This window comes from Alteromonas sp. NFXS44 (genome assembly GCF_040148705.1).
Lineage (GTDB): Bacteria > Pseudomonadota > Gammaproteobacteria > Enterobacterales > Alteromonadaceae > Alteromonas.
On the sequence record NZ_JAGDEA010000012.1, the window covers coordinates 28898 to 45450 of the forward strand.

Here is a 16553-nt window from a genome sequence, read left to right on the forward strand (position 1 = left end):
TCCGATGATTTTTCCCCTTCAAGTAAACAACAGGAATACAAAAACATGGCGTTTTACTCAAAAAACAAACGGCTTCGCGGAGATCGAGCCGTGTATTCTACTTCTGTAAAGCAGAAAAACAAAGGCAAGATAGTCAGCCTGCGAACAGATGTAACCTTAACAAAAAAATAGAGTAATAAAGCAAAACAAGGGGCCTTTTCCGGCCCCTGATGATTTCAAATTAAAACTCTTGTACTGCAGGGCGTAACACAATTTCGTTGATATCCACATCGAGTGGCTGCTCAATAGCATACGCAATCGCTCTGGCAACTGAATCTGCCGGGATAGCCTGTTTGTAAAAATCCACCACAAAATCAGAACTTGCCTGGTGTGAAGAGCCGTATTTTAACTCAGAATCTACAGCGCCCGGTTCAATTGACGTGGTACGAATGTTACCGCCAACCTCATGGCGAAGCCCTTCGGATATAGCACGCACCGCAAATTTAGTTCCGCTGTACACGGTTCCGCCAGGGCTGAATACTTTTAAACCGGCAACTGACGAAATATTGATAAAGTGGCCTGATTGCTGATCTTCAAATACTGGTAACGCAGCGGCGATCCCGTTGAGTACACCTTTGATATTAATGTCGATCATGCGATTCCATTCATCCACTTTCAGCTCTTGCAAAGGTGCAATAGACATCAAACCGGCGTTATTAATAATAACGTCCAGCTTGCCATAGGTTTGCACAGCCAAATCCACCAAGTCCTTCACGCTTTCTAACAACGTAACGTCCATTGTGTTGAAAGTTGCTTCACCGCCTGCACGCTGAATATCCGCACAGATCGCCTGCAGCTTTTCGGTTCGTCTGGCACCCAGCACCACCTTTGCACCCCGGCTCGCCAGAAGACGGGCGGTCGCTTCACCCAAACCACTGCTGGCACCAGTAATAACAACGACTTTACCTTGAATTGAATCACTCATATTTATCTCCGGATAAATTGTTAAATGCACGATGCAGACAAATTATCTGGTATGGCTGTATTCCAGCATATGAATTTGATACGCTTTCAGAATTCCAAAAACAGGAATAATAAGAATGAATAACAAACTGGAAATGTTGCGAATTTTTAGTGTTGCGGCAGAAAATCAGAGCTTCAAAGAGACAGCGGTAAAATTAAGTATTTCGCCTCAGGCTGTAACCCGCGCCATAAAGGAGCTCGAAAACTTGCAGGGCGAATTACTGTTTCACAGGAATACACGCCACATGCAGCTGACTCACTTTGGCCACCGCCTGTTCGATAAAGCAAAACCGCTTATCAGAGAATTTGATGCTTTATTTGCGCACAACGCCAAAGAGGCAAATGAAGGACTTGCAGGAAAAGTCAGAATTGCTGCTCCTCTTGGTTTCGGGCGCTCGGTTGTTACCCCGATTGTGGTGCAATTACTGAAAAAATACCCAGACATCAATATAGAACTTATGCTCAGTGACAAGCGTGCTGATGTTGTAGAAGAACGAATCGACATTGGCTTGCGGATTGGTTTTATCCGTGACAATCGCTTCATCGTCAAGACTCTGGGGCAAATAGAATTCTTTGTTGTGGCAGCGCCGGAACTCATTCAACAACAAGGGAGACCGCAAACGCCGGGCGATTTACAACACCTTCCCACTTCATCAGTATCAGACCCCGGCACAGGTCGCACATGGCCCTGGTATTTTAATTTGGCCAGTGAACAGTATTCTTTCAACTCACGTATTGTTTTTGACGATGCAGAAGCGGAATTCAAAGCAGCACTGGATGGACTGGTCTTTGCTCAGGTTCCCGGTTTTCTGGCAAATAAAGAAATCCGGAGTGGCAAACTGATGCGGGTATTGAACGAATTTGACCCTGAACCCTGGACGCTGTTTATTTACCGCCCCCAGAGAGGTCCTGTGCCTAAACGGGTAAGGTTAATATACGACGAGCTGGTAACAGAGATTACTGCCAGCCTTAACTGAATCCTGCCGGCCACACCTACGATTCAAACGCCCGTTCAGCCGGCATAACTGTTTTCTTTCTACGTTTAGATTGCCCCAGCACCACACCACTGAGAATAAGGCCGCAGGCCATTAGTTGGGTTTGTGTGAGGGTTTCGTCCAGCAACCAGTACGCAAAGCCAATTGTATAAACGGGAATGAGGTTACTGAAAATGGTGGCTTTGCTTAAATCCATTTTGGTAATGGCGATGTTGTAAAGCAGATAGGCGCCTAAGGTCACGCATACGCCGAGGAAGACGATAGCGTAAAGCGCAGGGCCGGCGTGTAATGGCGGCACATCCTGACTGAATGCCAGCGGCATGAAGAATATCGCACCGGAAAACGCCTGTAAGGACGTTAGTACCAGCGGAGAGTAGCGGGTAGACAGTTTCTTCACACAAACACAGTACACCGCAGAACATGCCATAGCAGCCAGCTCAAGGGTATTGCCCAGCACAGGATTACTGGCGTGAGCATTTTCTTCAGCCGCCCAGCTTAGCCAGACTAAACCGGCAAAAGCGACAACAAAACCTGCCTGAGCCGTGATAGTCATACGCTCTTTTAAAAAGATAAACGCCAGTGCTGCCGCCATAGGCGGTAAAACCGCTGTGACCATCCCGGCCTGTGCAGCCGAGGTGTACTGTAATGCCATGGCTTCAAAAACGAAGTACAAACAAGGCTCTGCGGCAGACATCAGCAGCAGTAACTTCCAGTCGCCTTTCTGATAAGTAAATCGGCTCAGGCCCTTCCACATCAGCAGAAAACAAATGCTTGCCACCACCATACGCAGAAAAATTACCCACATAGGCGAGTATTCGGCAAACGCGATTTTCAGCGCAATGAAAGAGCTACCCCACAACATGGTAGCAATGAGCAGCAGAATAAAAGGAAGCATAGAGAAACGGTCCGGTAAAAACAGCGGCAAGTTTAACAGAGGACGAAGATAAAACCTCTAACCGGACCGCAAATATTAGCAGTAACCAGTTACGGTTTCTGTGTCAACCGGAACTGCATATTCACCTGCAAACCACCTTTATCTGACAAGCTGAATGACATATCGCCGTCGTTCAGACGAACAGCTTCTGCAGCAATAGCGAGGCCAAGGCCAAGGCCGCCGGTGTCGCTGTTACGGGCGCTGTCAGTGCGGTAGAATGCATTGGTCAGCTTTGATAAATCTGCCGGTTCCACACCCGGCCCGTCATCTTCAATTACAATAGTCAGTTGACTACCGGCGACAGTACAAGCCAGAGAAACGGAAGAGTTTGCGTATTTAAATGCGTTTCGCACCACATTCTCGATGGCAGTGAGAAAGGGCTCTTCGTAAATACTGAGCGTGCCGTCAGCAAGAGCATGCTGCCACGTGATCCCAAGTTGTTGCGCCTCGAATGCAGCATCTTCACACAAATCATCCAGTAATGCTTTTACCGTAATGTCTGCTTTGCCCTGCGAGATAGCCCGGGATTCCATGGTGGTGAGATCGGATAAACGCTGAATATGCAGGTTGAGCAGTTCATTTTCTTTTTCTGCCCGTTCCAGCAGCGGGATCAACGAGGGGTCCGCGCATTTTCTGCGAACCAGTGCCAGTGTCATTTGCAGCCGGGTAAGCGGCGTGCGCAATTCATGAGAAATGTCGGCGCTCTGGCGTTTCTGATTCTGAATGAGTGCAGCTATTTTGCCGGTCATATCATTGAACTGGGCAAACAAGCGGGTAAAAGGTGATTCCCCGCTTCGACGGCCGCCTTTGTCCACAGACTGACTGTATTCGATGCGGTGATTCAACTGCCCCTGCCCCACCGCAGTGAATGCGTCACCCAGCCGGTTCAGCGGTCGGGCAATAGAACGTACCAGTAACCAGCTCATCAAGCTGGTCACTACCATAAAAATACCCAGCATCAGCCACCACGGTACGGCTCTGAAAACATCCAGAGGCCGTGGTCGTTCCGGACGCCATAACACCAGTTTCCAATCTGGCCTGGCGGTCAGAGAGACCGGACCTACTAGCCGAGTCCACTCCAGATTAATTTCCCTTTGCTGTTCTTTTTGAATGAAATACCAGAAGCGCTTGCTGTTGAATTCTTCGGTGAGGGAGCGCCGCAAAGGCATACTGCTTTGCACCACGTTAAGCTGTTTATCAACAATGAGCCATTGATAAGATGTGCGGGTTTCCAGTTGTTCCAGTTGCCGGGGGATACCATGAGGATCTGCCGGGCGGCTGAGAAGAATGTTATCAATTCTCTGTGCCACATTATTCAGCAAACGACTGTCCCGGCCTGACAGCGGCTCGTTTTCATTGATTTCCTGCAGGATAAACGCCGGAATGGCGATGGACAGAATACACACCAGTAGGGTAAGCCAGAACCAGCCCAGTACTTTCAGATTAAAATTGCGGACAGCACCGGTCATCAGGCAAAAATTCCGTAACCGCGCCCGCGCTGACTTTTAATGTCTACCTGTGAATTTGCGGCAGTGAGCTTTTTACGCAGGTTACTGATGTGGGTGTCGATACTGCGGTCGAAAGCCTGCAGGCGTCGTCCGAGACACGCCTCGGATAGCTCTTCTTTGGTGATAAGTTCTCCGGGCTGCAAGCACAGATGCTTCAGTAATGCATATTCGCTGCCGGTGAGATCCAACACTTGCGACTGACAGGTCACCACCATTTTCTGCACATCAATGCTGATATCGCCAATCGGGATAACAGACTTTTTCGACAAACTGGCCGGTTCGTCTGTTGCGGCTTTATCGCCGGTACGACGGATAATTGCCCGGATACGCGCCAGTAATTCGCGGTCGTTAAACGGTTTCGCCAGATAATCGTCAGCACCCAGTTCCAGCCCGAGCACTTTATCAAGGTCGTCCCCCCGGGCTGTCAGCATGAGCACCGGTAATTCACTTTTCTGGCGGATGGCTTTAAGCACGTCCAGCCCGTTGAGGCCGGGCAGCATTACATCCAGCAATACCAGCTCGATATCGCTGCGGGCCAGAGCTTCCGCAAGGCCAGACTCGCCATCGGCACAGTGAGTCACGTCGTAGCCGGACATTCCGAGAAACTCAGTGAGTAACTCTGCCAGCCCTTTATCGTCTTCGATTAATAGAATGCTCATGTCAATACGTCGTCTGTCAATGCTATGTCAACTTGCTTAATACAGGGTCAATAATGCCTGACTTTTCATATGTTCACACGAGATTTGCACTTCTTAACGTTACGTGACATTCAGCGCGATAGTATGTATTCGTCCTCATTGTGAGGTAGCAGATTTTCAGGAGAACTTTATGAAACGTTCGATTAAAAAATTAAGCATTGTAGGCGTTGCCGCTCTTTTCATTGGTGCGGGTGTAACAGGCTTCGCGTTAGCAGCAACCGACGCAGCAGCAAAAACTGAGCGAATGGAGAAAATGGATCCCCCGCTGGTACCGCCGCAAATGCACAGAATGATGAAAGATGTTGAGTTAACGGCTGATCAGGAAGCAAAACTTGAAACGCTGAAAGAAAAGCAGAAAGCATTGCGTGATGAATTCTGGGCTGTATTCACAGAAGAACAGAAAACACAGATGCTGCAGGATATGATGCACAGACCACATAAAGACATGCGCGGACCCCGTGGCGACAAACGTGGTAGTGACAAGTTTGACAGAGGCGACCGTAAAAAACGTGGCGAAGGTAAAGAGGTTGAAGCACCGGCAGAGCCGCAATAAATCCCCCTTTTATCATGTATCGAGAGGTCGCGGTTGCGACCTCTTTCATTTCAACTTCTTAAATAAGAATTATTCTCAACCTTTCACTTAATGCCCGGTGCAGGTAAACTGCACGTTCTTCATTTACAGAGTCTCGCCACTGACATGGAAAAAATCTTTATTATCGCAGCGCGCATTGAAGCATTTACCTGGTTCGGTCTGATCACCGGTATGTACTTCAAATACAATCTTGAAGTCACTGACCTGGGTGTCTGGTTATTCGGCCGTCTCCACGGTATCGCCTTTCTGATTTATTTTGTGGTTGCCATTGTTGCAGCGGTCCGCCTTCGCTGGAGCGCGCGGCACAGTATCCTGGCCATTCTTGCTGCTGTTCCGCCACTGGCAACTTTGCCGCTGGAAGTCTGGTTTACAAAAAAGGGGATTCTGTCCGCCCCTGCAGCGAAACAATCTGAAGCTGCCTGAATTTTAAAAACCGGGGTTTAGAAACAAAAAACGCGCCGGTGCATTGCTGCACGGCGCGCCTGAAATGCGGTGAAGTGCTTTACATCAGCCTTTAGCGACCCGCTCAGCGTCGAAAATTTCAATCCAGTATCCGTCCGGATCTTTAATGAACGCGATATTGTTCATCTTTCCGTCAGACAACCGCTTCTGAAACGCAACACCCAGTGACTCAAAACGCTCGCAGGCAGCCTCCAGATCCGGTACGTGAAAGCCTATATGACCAAAACCGCGGGGATCGCTATTACCATTGTGATAGGTGGTTTCTGTGGCGGTGTCGCCCCAGTTGTGTGTCAGTTCGAGCATGGCCGGACGACCGAAAGTTTGTGCTGTGCGTCTGGTGTCATCCTCACTGATATCAGAGAAGTCTTCTCCGTGGGTCAGGAAGTACAGACTGAACTCCATGTCGGGAAAATCGAGCTTTTTGAGTAAAGTCATACCCATAACACGGGTATAAAAGTCCAGCGAACGGGCCGGATCCGCGATGCGCAACATGGTCTGATTAAATACAAATCCGTCAGTTGCGGGATCTTTACGTTCACACAATCCGTCTGCCTGTTCGAAATGTCGGCTCATAGCAGTATCCTTAATTTACCGGTAATTGAAGTATTCAAAAGTGGGGCTGCGACACGGTTTACCAAGGGGCAGTCACCGCAATTTCAAGTGCATTCAGCATCACCACCACTTACTGATTTACGGGATAACTGGCCAACAGTTCACCTACGAGTTCGGTCAGGGATTGCTGAATAGAAATACTGTCACTTTTCTCCAGTTCGGCGCTGCCGGTGGCGCTGTAAATAAACTGCCCGTCTTTAATCACATCAATCTGCAAATTCTGATAAACAGACACCTGTTCACCTACAGGCACAGTAAAAATACTGCCCAGGGATATTCCCCCTGAACGGCCAAACGAACCGGTTCCCAATCCGAAACTCACAGACTTACCGTCCTCCTTTCTGGCTGTGGAAGGCAGAAATGCGACTTTGACGTCAGCGTTATCCGGGCTTGCCGCTGTCAGTCCTTTTGCGGTCATCACATCAGTAATAGTGGTACGCAGATAATTCTCTATGGTGGGATTCATAGCGTTCAGCGGCGGTTCAACAGAAAAAGTGCGGATAGCAGAAAAGTTCTGTGCTTCGTCCATGTTGATTTGCGGTTTATTGGATGCACAACCCGACACCAGAAATACAAAAACGGCACAAAGTAGTAAACGAAGTGCCGGATAACGACTCATTAAGGATTTATCCATATGGAATCTGCCAGTTAACCATTTTAAATTTTAACGTGTGCGGTGTAAAAACCGATCGCTTTTAAGACCCTGCCCGGCGGCAGTTGACTTAACACCGCCAGACGAAATCAAACAGAAACAAGACGAACGGTATTCGCTGACCGGCGTGATGCTGTATGTTTTCATTAGCCCGGCAGACAACGAGCTTAAGGCTTGTACCGTTGCCGGTATAATCATAAGAACGACAAGGAACTCACTATGCTCATTCGTCCACTCGCCCTTGCAGGCGGTCTGGTTTCGGCGTTGACCTTTACTGCACATGCAGCGCAACTGCCCGACACACTGCAATATAAAGACACCTTCAATCTTGAATACGCCGCGTCTCCGTTTTTCAGTAAAGACGGAAAATCAGTTTACTACGAACGCCGTGCTATGGATATTATGAAGGACCGCACACACAGCACACTGTGGGAGGTCAGCACTGACGGTAAAAAGCATCGTCCGGTGATTGCCGGCAGCGCGAATGTACGTCAGGTTACATTGTCCCCTGACGGCACCATGCTGGCTTATCTTTCAGATGAAGATGGCAGCAATCAGCTTTATGTGCGCTATCCCGACTCCGGCCAGCAGGCCAGACTCACAGAAGTATCAAAGGCCCCCGGTAACCTTACCTGGTCCCATGACAGCAAACATCTGGCGTTTACTATGTTCACACCGGTAAAAGCCAAACCGCTGTTTACAGCTATGCCGGAAAAACCCAAAGGTGCAGACTGGGCGCCTGCCGCCAGTATCATACAGAAAACAGGATACCGTGCTGACGGCAAGGGGTATTTACCTGACGGATTCAGTCAGATTTATATTCTGCCGGTATCCGGCGGTACGCCCCGCCAGCTGACTACGGGTAATTACCCTAATGACGGTCGCCTGGCATTCACCCCTGACGACTCGGGGATCTATTTTTCTGCCAACCGTTCAGAAGACTATGAATTGTCTCCTTTTGACAGCGACATATACCGTGTTGATATTCAGTCTGCTGACGTCACAGCGGTTACTGATATGGCCGGGCCGGAAGAGTCACCCATGCTGAGCCCCGACGGCAAGTATCTGGCCTTCAAACAAATTAATGATAATAAAAAAGCTTACCAGTTCAGCGACATTGTAGTTTTGAATCTGGAAAGCGGAAAACTGAGCCGTCTGACGGGCTCTCTTGACCGTTCAGTACAACAGGTCGAATGGGCAGATAACAGCAGGTCACTGTATTTCTCTTACCTTGATCACGGCGAAACCCGCCTGGCCAGTGTCAGTCTGAAAGGTGATGTTACCCGTTTCGATGCCACCACCGGCGGTCAGTCTCTTGGCAGACCCTACACGTCAGGAGAATTTGCTGTTTCTGCCAACGGAGAGCTGGCGTTTACTCAGGATGACCCGTTAAAACCGGCGGATCTGGCACTGCTTAAGAAGAAAAAAATCACTACCCTGACTAATCTGAACGATGATGCGCTGGGACATCTGAAGCTGGCGCAGGTAGAGACATTGCCGGTGAAGTCATCTGCCGATGGCCGTGATATTGATGCCTGGATTGCATTACCTCCGGGTTTCGATGCAACCCAATCTTATCCGCTGATCCTCGAAATTCACGGTGGCCCCCACGCCGCTTACGGCCCGCACTTCTCAATGGAAATCCAGCTCATGGCAGCGCAGGGTTACGTTGTTGTATGGTCGAATCCCCGTGGAAGTTCGTCTTACGGTGCAGAGTTCGGCAACCTGATTCATCACGACTACCCGTCTGACGACTTTACTGATCTGATGGATGTCACTGATGCTGCAATCGCAAAAGGCTTTATTGATGAAAAGAACCTGTTCATCACCGGTGGCTCCGGCGGCGGTGTACTCACGGCGTGGTCAGTAGGAAAAACCGATCGCTTTGCTGCAGCCGTGGTAGCCAAGCCGGTGATCAACTGGATCAGTTTCGGCCTGACTGCTGACGCGTATCCGTATTTCACTCAGTACTGGATGCCGGGTAAACCCTGGGAAGCCTTTGACCATTTATGGGCACATTCACCGCTTTCTCTGGTGGGCAACGTGAAAACCCCCACTATGCTACTTACCGGCGAATCAGACTACCGTACGCCAATCAGTGAATCAGAGCAGTTCTATCAGGCACTGCGCCTGCAAGGTGTAGACTCGGCGATGGTCAGGTTACCGGGGGCGTCTCACGGTATCGCTTCCCGTCCTTCGCGCCTGATCCAGAAAGTGGGTAACATTCTGGCCTGGTTCGACAAATACCGTAGCGGCAAACCTCAGGAATAAACGCCTGCGGTTTCCTGTCAATCACGCCCGGCTCGCCGGGCTTTTTTGTCTTTTTTAGCCGCTTTTAAAGAACAATTTAACGGGAAATCACGTATTGTAACTTCTGATAGTCATACTAATGATTTATAAAGACTTATTACATTGATATGAAACATAGATTTAGTTAAATTCTGTGATACCCGACGTTTTCCTTTTTAGCCTCTGAGAGCACCATGGCAGCAACAAAAGACTTACGCCGCACCAAAACGCTTCTGTTTGATATTTTAAAGCCGGAAGCAAGCTTTTTTTACCTGGCTATCGCTTATGGCCTGATGATTGGTTTACTGACCCTCGCCGTACCGTTTGCGGTACAAACCCTTATCAACACCGTGGTTTATACCGCTTCAGTCAGCGCGGTTCTGGTGATCAGTACAATCCTGTTCTGTACCCTGCTGCTGTACGGATTATTCAGTGCCCTGAGAACACGGGTTATGGAATATTATGAGCGCCGGATCTACAGCCGGCTGACTGCCGATCTTGTACTGAAAACCATTCAGGCTCCTCATCAGTTTTTTGAAGGCCGGAAAAACAGCACGATTACCCATCGTTTTTTTGAAGTAATGACCTTTCAGAAAAATATGCCATCACTGATGGTAGACGGTTTCGCACTTCTGCTTCAGATGCTGGTAGGTATCACACTGGTTTCTTTCTATCACCCGTTCCTGTTTGTCTTTAACGTAGTGATCATCATTTCTATGTATTTTATCTGGCGGATGTTAAGTACACCTGCGAAAAATACAGCTATCGACTTGTCTGATTCTAAATATGCCACCGCAAAATGGCTCAGTGACATTTCCTCTGCTCACGTATTTTTCAAATCCAGCCGGCATCTTGACCATGCTGCTGAGAAAACGGAGGCTATCATCAGTCGTTATGTGAATTGTCACGCCGGACATTTCACTTTTACCTTTTCCCAGGCCGTACTCTTCCTGATCGTCTATGCGCTTGCCAGCTCCGCCCTTCTGGGACTGGGTGGTGTACTGGTTGTGCAGGAGCAATTATCTGTCGGTCAGCTTGTTGCAGCCGAACTGATCATGTCAGCGGTGTTTCTTGGTATTTCACGGTTCAGTGTATATTTGAACCTGTATTATGAATTGTATGGTGCGGCAGAGAAGCTTAGTGCCGCACTGAATATTCCTCAGGAAGATGTACAGTCTTCCGATAACGAAACCTTTACCCGTAACGATCTCCACTTCCGTCAGACTGTGCTGGTTCAGCAAAACGAGTCTGTGGAAATTGATATGGCCTTGCGGGAAAACGGAAAATACTACGTCGTCACCGGGCAGGCATGGCAACAACGAAAACTGATGACGGTACTTAAACGTTATGAAACGCCGGAGTCTGGCTGGGTAGAACTGGGAGGCCTTGCATTAACGGATTACCAGACCAGCGAGCTGCGTCAGGCCATTGCCATTGTTGACCGCTCTCTCATTATTGAATGTTCAATTCTTGAATATTTGCGCATGGATGCCCCGGATGCTTCCGAAAAAGCGATTCGGGAAATCTTTCGCGAACTGCAACTGGAACCGACACTGGCGAGGCTGGAAGACGGCTTGCAAACCAGCCTGTCACAGTTGGGCCATCCCCTTCAGCCCATGGAGTTTTTGTTATTGAAACTGGCTGCCGCCCTGTTGTCAAAACCGGGGGTAATTGTGCTGAACCAGCACTTTGATGCCATTCCTGAAGCATACAGATATAAAATTCTGAAATACCTCGATACCCAGCCGGTCACGGTGATGTACTTCACCAGCAGTCCGATTCAGGAAGTCTTTGATGCCACCATTGTGTTAAATGGTGATTCACAGTTGCTTTCCCATGATGTGCTCGCTGACAAGGAGGAATTGTGATGAATTACTCTGATCAGCAGGAATTCATGAGCAAAATGAAGACGCTTTCGCAACAGACTGTGCCGACCTGGTACAGAAAAGTGGCGTATATGCTCTTTCTTCTTATCGCAGTCACCGCCGCAATATTGTACTTCGCGCCCTGGCAACAAACGGCTTACGGTACGGGAACTGTAAGCACGCTTAATCCGGCAGACCGCGCTCAGCCCATATCCGCACTGGTCCCCGGGCAAATAAAAACCTGGCATGTACGGGAAGGACAAAAAGTAAAAGAAGGCGATCCCATTGTAACCCTTGTCGATACAGATAAAGCGCTGGTTGAACGCCTTCAGGCCCAGGTAAAAGCCGCAGAGCTTAAACTGGATGCTGACCTGATGGCCGTGGAAAATGCCCGCATAAACCTGGATCGTCAGAAACGGTTAAATAAAGAAGGTCTGGTCTCGGTCCGCGACATTGAAGTGGCGGAAAACACGTTACAGGAAAGACTGGCGACAGCCGCTCAGTCTGAGCAAAGCCGGAACTCACTGAACTCGTCGCTGGCAAGGCAATCCACTCAGACCAAGTACGCTCCTCAGGACGGTACAGTAACCCAGTTGCACTCCGGTGGCTTATCCACGCTGGTTAGTGCGGGCGCGGTGCTCGGATATTTCATTCCCGAAGGTGTCGAGCGTATGGTGAGGGTAAAAGTAAACGGACTGAATGCGCCGCTGGTCACAACGGGCCGGAAGGTGCGGCTGCAATTTGAAGGCTGGCCAATCTTCCAGTTCAGCGGCTGGCCGGGCACATCTATAGGTACATTCGGTGGCCGGGTGGCGATTGTTGAACCGGTGGCAGACCGCAACGGACTGTTTAATGTATGGATTGGACAGGATCCGCAGGAAAAGCCCTGGCCGGAAGAAACCTTTGCCCGTCTGGACAGCCGGGTCAATGCCTGGATCTTGCTGGAAGAAGTCAGTATTGGCTACGAACTCTGGCGACAGCTGAATAACTTCCCGCCTGAAAATGTCAGGTCAGATACAGAACAAACACCACGGTAAGTATGCATGTTGAGGTATTTTTCTTTTTTTACTGCCAGTTTTCTGCTGCTGTGTCTGAACGCTCAGGCACAGCAACAACCAACGACTGCAGAAACAGTACTGCAGTCTATTCTGCACAATCATCCTAAGTTGCTCGAGCTTGAAGCCAAAGGTGGTCAGCGCCGGCAGGAACTGGCTTACGCTGAAGCGGCATTTGATGTGCAACTTGAGCAGGATACAGCCCTCCGCACCAGCGGTTACTACAGCGGTGATTATCTGTCTCAGCGGGTTGTCAATCCGCTGGGAACCGCCAATGCTAAGGTGAAAGCAGAATACCGTATCGGTAACGGTACTTTCCCCTATTACGAGCGTTATTATGAAACGCTGACCGGTGGTGAAGCCAGTATCGGTTTTGCCATGTCGTTGCTGCAAAACCGGGAGACTGATAAAAAACGGATGGCCATCGAAGATGCCAGAGTGAGTATGTCTCAATGGGATGCAGAAGCCGCCCTGGCCCTGAACGAACTGGTTTACAACGGCTTATCGGCTTATCTGGACTGGTACGAAAGTCATCTGAATGAACAGATATACGCAGCCCTGGTGAAGACCACCGAGACCCGTGGAAACGCCATTAATACCAGGGTTGAAGAAGGGGATCTTGCGCGCATCACCCAGACAGAATTTGAGGTCACGGTGATGCAGCGTAATCTGGCTTTACAGGATGCCAGAAGGAAGGCCGCACAGGCGAGAGAGAAGCTGGCTTACTATTACCGCGATGCGCAATTCCGTCCGGTCAGCACAGCAACCCTGAATACTGTCCCCGGTGATATTCAGTGGCCCTGGATGAGTGCTGCGGTTAAGCCCGCGTTGCTGCAAAGCCTGATTGCACAGCATCCTGCTCTCACCAGTTTGCAGGCAGAAATGCAACTGGCGAAAAACAAGCTGCGACTGGCAAAGAACGCGCTCTTACCCACGCTGGATGTTGAAGCAAAGCTGGCGCGGGATATCGGCAGCGGACCGGAGAACCTGACCGGTACAGAAACAAAAGTCGGCCTGCAATTTTCCATGCCGCTGGGCCGTCGCCAGGCAAAGGCTGATGAGGCAAAGGCATCGTTAAAGTTACGTGAAATTGAAGCCGTGGTGCAGACCACACAGGATGCACTTGAACGGGATATGGCAGTGGGTTTACAGGCACTGCAATACGGCAAAACCATGGCTGAACTGCAACAGCAGCAGGCGGTATTAACGGAAAAGCTGTTCAGTCAGGAACAAAAACGGTTTGAAATGGGTGACAGTGACCTGTTCTTGCTAAACAGCCGTGAATCACAGGCAATATCAGCACGTCTCAATGCAGTGAAAGCAGAAATAGAAATTAAGCGGATTGTACTGGGAATATACTATCAGACCGGTTTGCTCGCCCAAACGCCTGATACCTCGCTGTAAAAAAGAAAAGCCACCCCGCAGGGTGGCTTTGAAGTTGCAGGAAGAAGGGCATCACTTCCTGCAAGAGGTTACTGTACAGACAGCTCCCTCAACCGTGGTGCAGGATTCATCGCTACACTCACTTTTTCAGCCACTACAGGCGAGTCAAGGGAATAACTGGCACCAGACTGAATATTGTCAGAGGCAGCGCCAACGTGGATATTGTATTCACCCGCATCGGCCACCCATGCCCGTTGTGCTTCATTAAATGAAGCCAACAGCTTAGGTGTTATCGCAAACTCAAGGGTTTGCGACTGTCCCGGTGCAAGCTCGTTTGTTTTCTCAAATCCCTTGAGCTCTTTGACCGGTTTTTCACTGCCCGGCGCAGAGATATAAAGCTGAACCGCTTCCTTCCCTGCTGCTTTTCCTGAATTAGTGATGGTCACCGAAACGGTGAACTCACCAGCGTTCTTTCCGGCCTTCACAATCGCATCGCCATAATCAAAACCGGTGTAAGATAAGCCGTAACCGAAGGCATAAGCCGGTTTCACATTGAATGCGTCGTAATAGCGGTAGCCAACATAAATGCCGTCGTTATAGTCGAGTTGTGACTCTTTACCCACGAACAGACCAATGTAAGGGTCTTTCACGTCCTCTTCAGATGTGGGGAAGCCCGGAAATGTGCTGGCTGATGCCAGGTCGGCATATTTAACCGGAAAGGTCGTTGCCAGTTTGCCTGACGGATTGACTTTACCGGTGAGCACATCAGCCAGTGCATTACCGGCTTCCTGACCGCCCTGCCAGGGCAACACAATCGCGTCGGCCTTGTCACGCCAGCTGGCCGTTTCAATAACGTTTCCGATATTCAGCGCGACAACCACTTTCTTGCCATTAGCATGAAACGCAGCGGAAACACGGTTTATCAAATCCTGTTCAGTCGCATTCAGGTCAAAATCGTTATCAACGATACGATCCTGGAACTCACCGGAATTCCGGCCAATGGTGATAAGCGCCACGTCGTTTGACTCTGCCATGCTGGCAATCTGTGCATCAGACGGCGTGTATTCCGGTAAAGGAGGTTGCAGCTCGAAGAAATTTTTCTTCGGCGGACGTTTGGCGTCTTCCGCTTTCATGAATGCTTCGTAGTCTGCCTGTAATGCTGCATCTACTTTCAGGGAGCTGTTTGCCAGCCCTTCCACCAGCGATACGGTATACGCTTCGTTCACGTCGCCGCTGCCCGTGCCGCCGGCGATAAAGGCATAAGACGTGTTACCGAATGCGGCTACATTCTGAGCACCGGTAAGCGGTAAGGTTGCCTGCTCATTTTTAAGCAGAATAACCCCTTCTGCAGCAGCACGGCGGGCCACTTCAGCATGCGCTTTCAGATCAGGCTTATTGCTGTACTCATATTCATTAAAGGTGGGAGACGACAGCATTACAGTAAAAATTTTGCTGAGGTTGCGATCAAGCACGGCTTCTTCAAGCTGACCGCTTTCCACCGCCTGTTTAATGTTTTCACGCTGATCCGGCATGCCGGGCATAATCAAATCATTGCCCGCCTGCATTTGCGCTGCAGCATTGTCACCGGCGAACCAGTCTGTCATAACCAGGCCTTCGAAGCCCCACTCTCCGCGCAGAATATCTGTCAGCAGCTTTTCGTCCTGAGAGGTGTAGACGCCATTCAACTTGTTGTAGGACGTCATGATCGCCCACGGCTGTGCCTGTTCAACGGCGATCTCAAATCCACGCAGATAAATTTCGCGTAATGCACGTTCATTGACGTGGGAGTCCATCCACATCCGGCTGGTTTCACCGCTGTTCGCCACAAAGTGCTTGATGGTTGCACCCACACCATTAGACTCAATACCGTTAACAATAGACGCGGCCATATTGCCGCTCAGAAACGGGTCTTCAGAATAATATTCAAAGTTCCGGCCACCCAGCGGGTTATAGTGAATGTTCATTCCCGGTGCGAGAAACAGGTCGATACCATATTCTTTAACTTCTTCCCCCATGGCCGTGCCAACGGCGTTCAGCAGCTCTTTGTCCCAGCTGGAAGCCAGCAGAGTTGCAATAGGAAAGGCAGTGGCGTAGTACTTATTTTCATCCCCATCACGCTCAGGAGAAATACGCACACCGGCAGGTCCGTCGGCCAGTACCAGTGCGGGAATACCTAATTCATCGATGGCGAACGTTGAACCGGCAGCGCCCGGCACTTTTTCCGATCCGCCAATATTGTCCACTCTGAAGCCCGTGCCGGTAACCAGCTTGATTTTCTGATCCAGCGTCAGCCTGCTGATCAAATCAGCCACACGCTGTTCAACGGGCAGACTGGCATTTTCATAGACGTCCTTCTGACCGTTACCATTTAAATCACGGAATGCTGCTGTTGTTGATGCAGAGTCTGCAGGTTGCTCATTTGCACAACCTGCTAAAGCTGCAATCGCACATGCCAGCACAGTTTTCTTCAGATTTATTTTCATTTCACTCACTCATGGTTAAAAAA

The 16553-nt window shown here is 49.7% G+C and carries 14 protein-coding genes; 7 read left to right on the top strand and 7 right to left on the bottom strand.

The window, feature by feature from the left end:
- Positions 1–220: 220 nt before the first annotated feature.
- Positions 221–964, bottom strand: a complete 744-nt coding sequence (locus J3369_RS17310) for an SDR family oxidoreductase (RefSeq protein WP_349589264.1) — start codon at positions 962–964, stop codon at positions 221–223.
- Positions 965–1079: 115 nt separating this feature from the next.
- Between J3369_RS17310 and J3369_RS17315 the strand changes: the two genes are divergently transcribed.
- Entirely contained in the window at positions 1080–1979 is a 900-nt protein-coding gene (locus J3369_RS17315; RefSeq protein ID WP_349589266.1) for a LysR family transcriptional regulator, read from the top strand.
- Positions 1980–1995: 16 nt separating this feature from the next.
- Here J3369_RS17315 and J3369_RS17320 read toward each other — a convergent pair whose 3' ends face one another.
- The 3 genes from J3369_RS17320 to J3369_RS17330 all read right to left on the bottom strand — a co-directional run bounded on the left by J3369_RS17320 (position 1996) and on the right by J3369_RS17330 (position 5098).
- On the bottom strand, positions 1996–2892 hold the full coding sequence (locus J3369_RS17320) for a DMT family transporter (RefSeq protein ID WP_119502517.1): 897 nt from the start codon (positions 2890–2892) through the stop codon (positions 1996–1998).
- 89 nt (positions 2893–2981) lie between these two features.
- A complete protein-coding gene (locus J3369_RS17325) occupies positions 2982–4400 on the bottom strand; it encodes an ATP-binding protein (protein WP_349589270.1) in 1419 nt (472 codons plus the stop codon).
- Positions 4400–5098 (bottom strand): response regulator, encoded by a 699-nt coding sequence (locus J3369_RS17330; protein ID WP_349589272.1) that lies wholly within the window; start codon positions 5096–5098, stop codon positions 4400–4402. The genes J3369_RS17325 and J3369_RS17330 overlap by 1 nt, the downstream gene beginning before the upstream one ends.
- A 169-nt stretch (positions 5099–5267) precedes the next feature.
- Here J3369_RS17330 and J3369_RS17335 point away from each other — a divergent pair, with 169 nt between their 5' ends.
- Both J3369_RS17335 and J3369_RS17340 read left to right on the top strand, forming a co-directional pair.
- Positions 5268–5690 carry a hypothetical protein gene (locus J3369_RS17335; protein WP_349589274.1) on the top strand — a complete coding sequence of 141 codons (423 nt, stop codon included), beginning with the start codon at positions 5268–5270 and terminating at the stop codon, positions 5688–5690.
- A 144-nt stretch (positions 5691–5834) separates the two neighbouring features.
- On the top strand, positions 5835–6152 hold the full coding sequence (locus J3369_RS17340) for a DUF3817 domain-containing protein (protein ID WP_349589276.1): 318 nt from the start codon (positions 5835–5837) through the stop codon (positions 6150–6152).
- A gap of 84 nt (positions 6153–6236) precedes the next feature.
- Here the strand turns inward: J3369_RS17340 and gloA are convergent, their stop codons facing one another.
- Entirely contained in the window at positions 6237–6764 is a 528-nt protein-coding gene (gene gloA / locus J3369_RS17345) for a lactoylglutathione lyase (RefSeq protein ID WP_349589279.1), read from the bottom strand.
- Positions 6765–6873: 109 nt separating this feature from the next.
- Positions 6874–7437, bottom strand: a complete 564-nt coding sequence (locus tag J3369_RS17350) for a DUF4136 domain-containing protein (RefSeq protein ID WP_349589282.1) — start codon at positions 7435–7437, stop codon at positions 6874–6876.
- Positions 7438–7674: 237 nt separating this feature from the next.
- On the opposite strand from J3369_RS17350, the gene J3369_RS17355 reads away from it, so the two are divergent.
- The 4 genes from J3369_RS17355 (at position 7675) to J3369_RS17370 (ending at position 14068) form a co-directional block, all read left to right on the top strand.
- The gene (locus tag J3369_RS17355) at positions 7675–9726 is read left to right on the top strand and encodes a S9 family peptidase (protein ID WP_349589285.1); all 2052 of its coding nucleotides are present in this window, start codon (positions 7675–7677) and stop codon (positions 9724–9726) included.
- Positions 9727–9938: 212 nt separating this feature from the next.
- The gene (locus J3369_RS17360) at positions 9939–11612 is read left to right on the top strand and encodes an ABC transporter transmembrane domain-containing protein (RefSeq protein WP_349589288.1); all 1674 of its coding nucleotides are present in this window, start codon (positions 9939–9941) and stop codon (positions 11610–11612) included.
- Complete coding sequence (locus J3369_RS17365) at positions 11612–12646, top strand: efflux RND transporter periplasmic adaptor subunit (RefSeq protein ID WP_349589290.1); 1035 nt, start codon at positions 11612–11614, stop codon at positions 12644–12646. The genes J3369_RS17360 and J3369_RS17365 overlap by 1 nt, the downstream gene beginning before the upstream one ends.
- A gap of 6 nt (positions 12647–12652) precedes the next feature.
- A complete protein-coding gene (locus tag J3369_RS17370; protein ID WP_349589293.1) occupies positions 12653–14068 on the top strand; it encodes a TolC family protein in 1416 nt (471 codons plus the stop codon).
- Between the two features lie 68 nt (positions 14069–14136).
- On the opposite strand, the gene J3369_RS17375 is transcribed toward J3369_RS17370, so the two are convergent.
- On the bottom strand, positions 14137–16530 hold the full coding sequence (locus J3369_RS17375) for a glycoside hydrolase family 3 C-terminal domain-containing protein (protein WP_349589295.1): 2394 nt from the start codon (positions 16528–16530) through the stop codon (positions 14137–14139).
- Between the last annotated feature and the right edge of the window lie 23 nt (positions 16531–16553).

Coding starts and splice junctions, on each gene's coding strand:
- J3369_RS17310 (WP_349589264.1), bottom strand. CDS start 964: ATGAGTGATTCAATTCAAGGTAAAGTCGTTGTTATTACTGGTGCCAGC.
- J3369_RS17315 (WP_349589266.1), top strand. CDS start 1,080: ATGAATAACAAACTGGAAATGTTGCGAATTTTTAGTGTTGCGGCAGAA.
- J3369_RS17320 (WP_119502517.1), bottom strand. CDS start 2,892: ATGCTTCCTTTTATTCTGCTGCTCATTGCTACCATGTTGTGGGGTAGC.
- J3369_RS17325 (WP_349589270.1), bottom strand. CDS start 4,400: ATGACCGGTGCTGTCCGCAATTTTAATCTGAAAGTACTGGGCTGGTTC.
- J3369_RS17330 (WP_349589272.1), bottom strand. CDS start 5,098: ATGAGCATTCTATTAATCGAAGACGATAAAGGGCTGGCAGAGTTACTC.
- J3369_RS17335 (WP_349589274.1), top strand. CDS start 5,268: ATGAAACGTTCGATTAAAAAATTAAGCATTGTAGGCGTTGCCGCTCTT.
- J3369_RS17340 (WP_349589276.1), top strand. CDS start 5,835: ATGGAAAAAATCTTTATTATCGCAGCGCGCATTGAAGCATTTACCTGG.
- gloA (WP_349589279.1), bottom strand. CDS start 6,764: ATGAGCCGACATTTCGAACAGGCAGACGGATTGTGTGAACGTAAAGAT.
- J3369_RS17350 (WP_349589282.1), bottom strand. CDS start 7,437: ATGGATAAATCCTTAATGAGTCGTTATCCGGCACTTCGTTTACTACTT.
- J3369_RS17355 (WP_349589285.1), top strand. CDS start 7,675: ATGCTCATTCGTCCACTCGCCCTTGCAGGCGGTCTGGTTTCGGCGTTG.
- J3369_RS17360 (WP_349589288.1), top strand. CDS start 9,939: ATGGCAGCAACAAAAGACTTACGCCGCACCAAAACGCTTCTGTTTGAT.
- J3369_RS17365 (WP_349589290.1), top strand. CDS start 11,612: ATGAATTACTCTGATCAGCAGGAATTCATGAGCAAAATGAAGACGCTT.
- J3369_RS17370 (WP_349589293.1), top strand. CDS start 12,653: ATGTTGAGGTATTTTTCTTTTTTTACTGCCAGTTTTCTGCTGCTGTGT.
- J3369_RS17375 (WP_349589295.1), bottom strand. CDS start 16,530: ATGAAAATAAATCTGAAGAAAACTGTGCTGGCATGTGCGATTGCAGCT.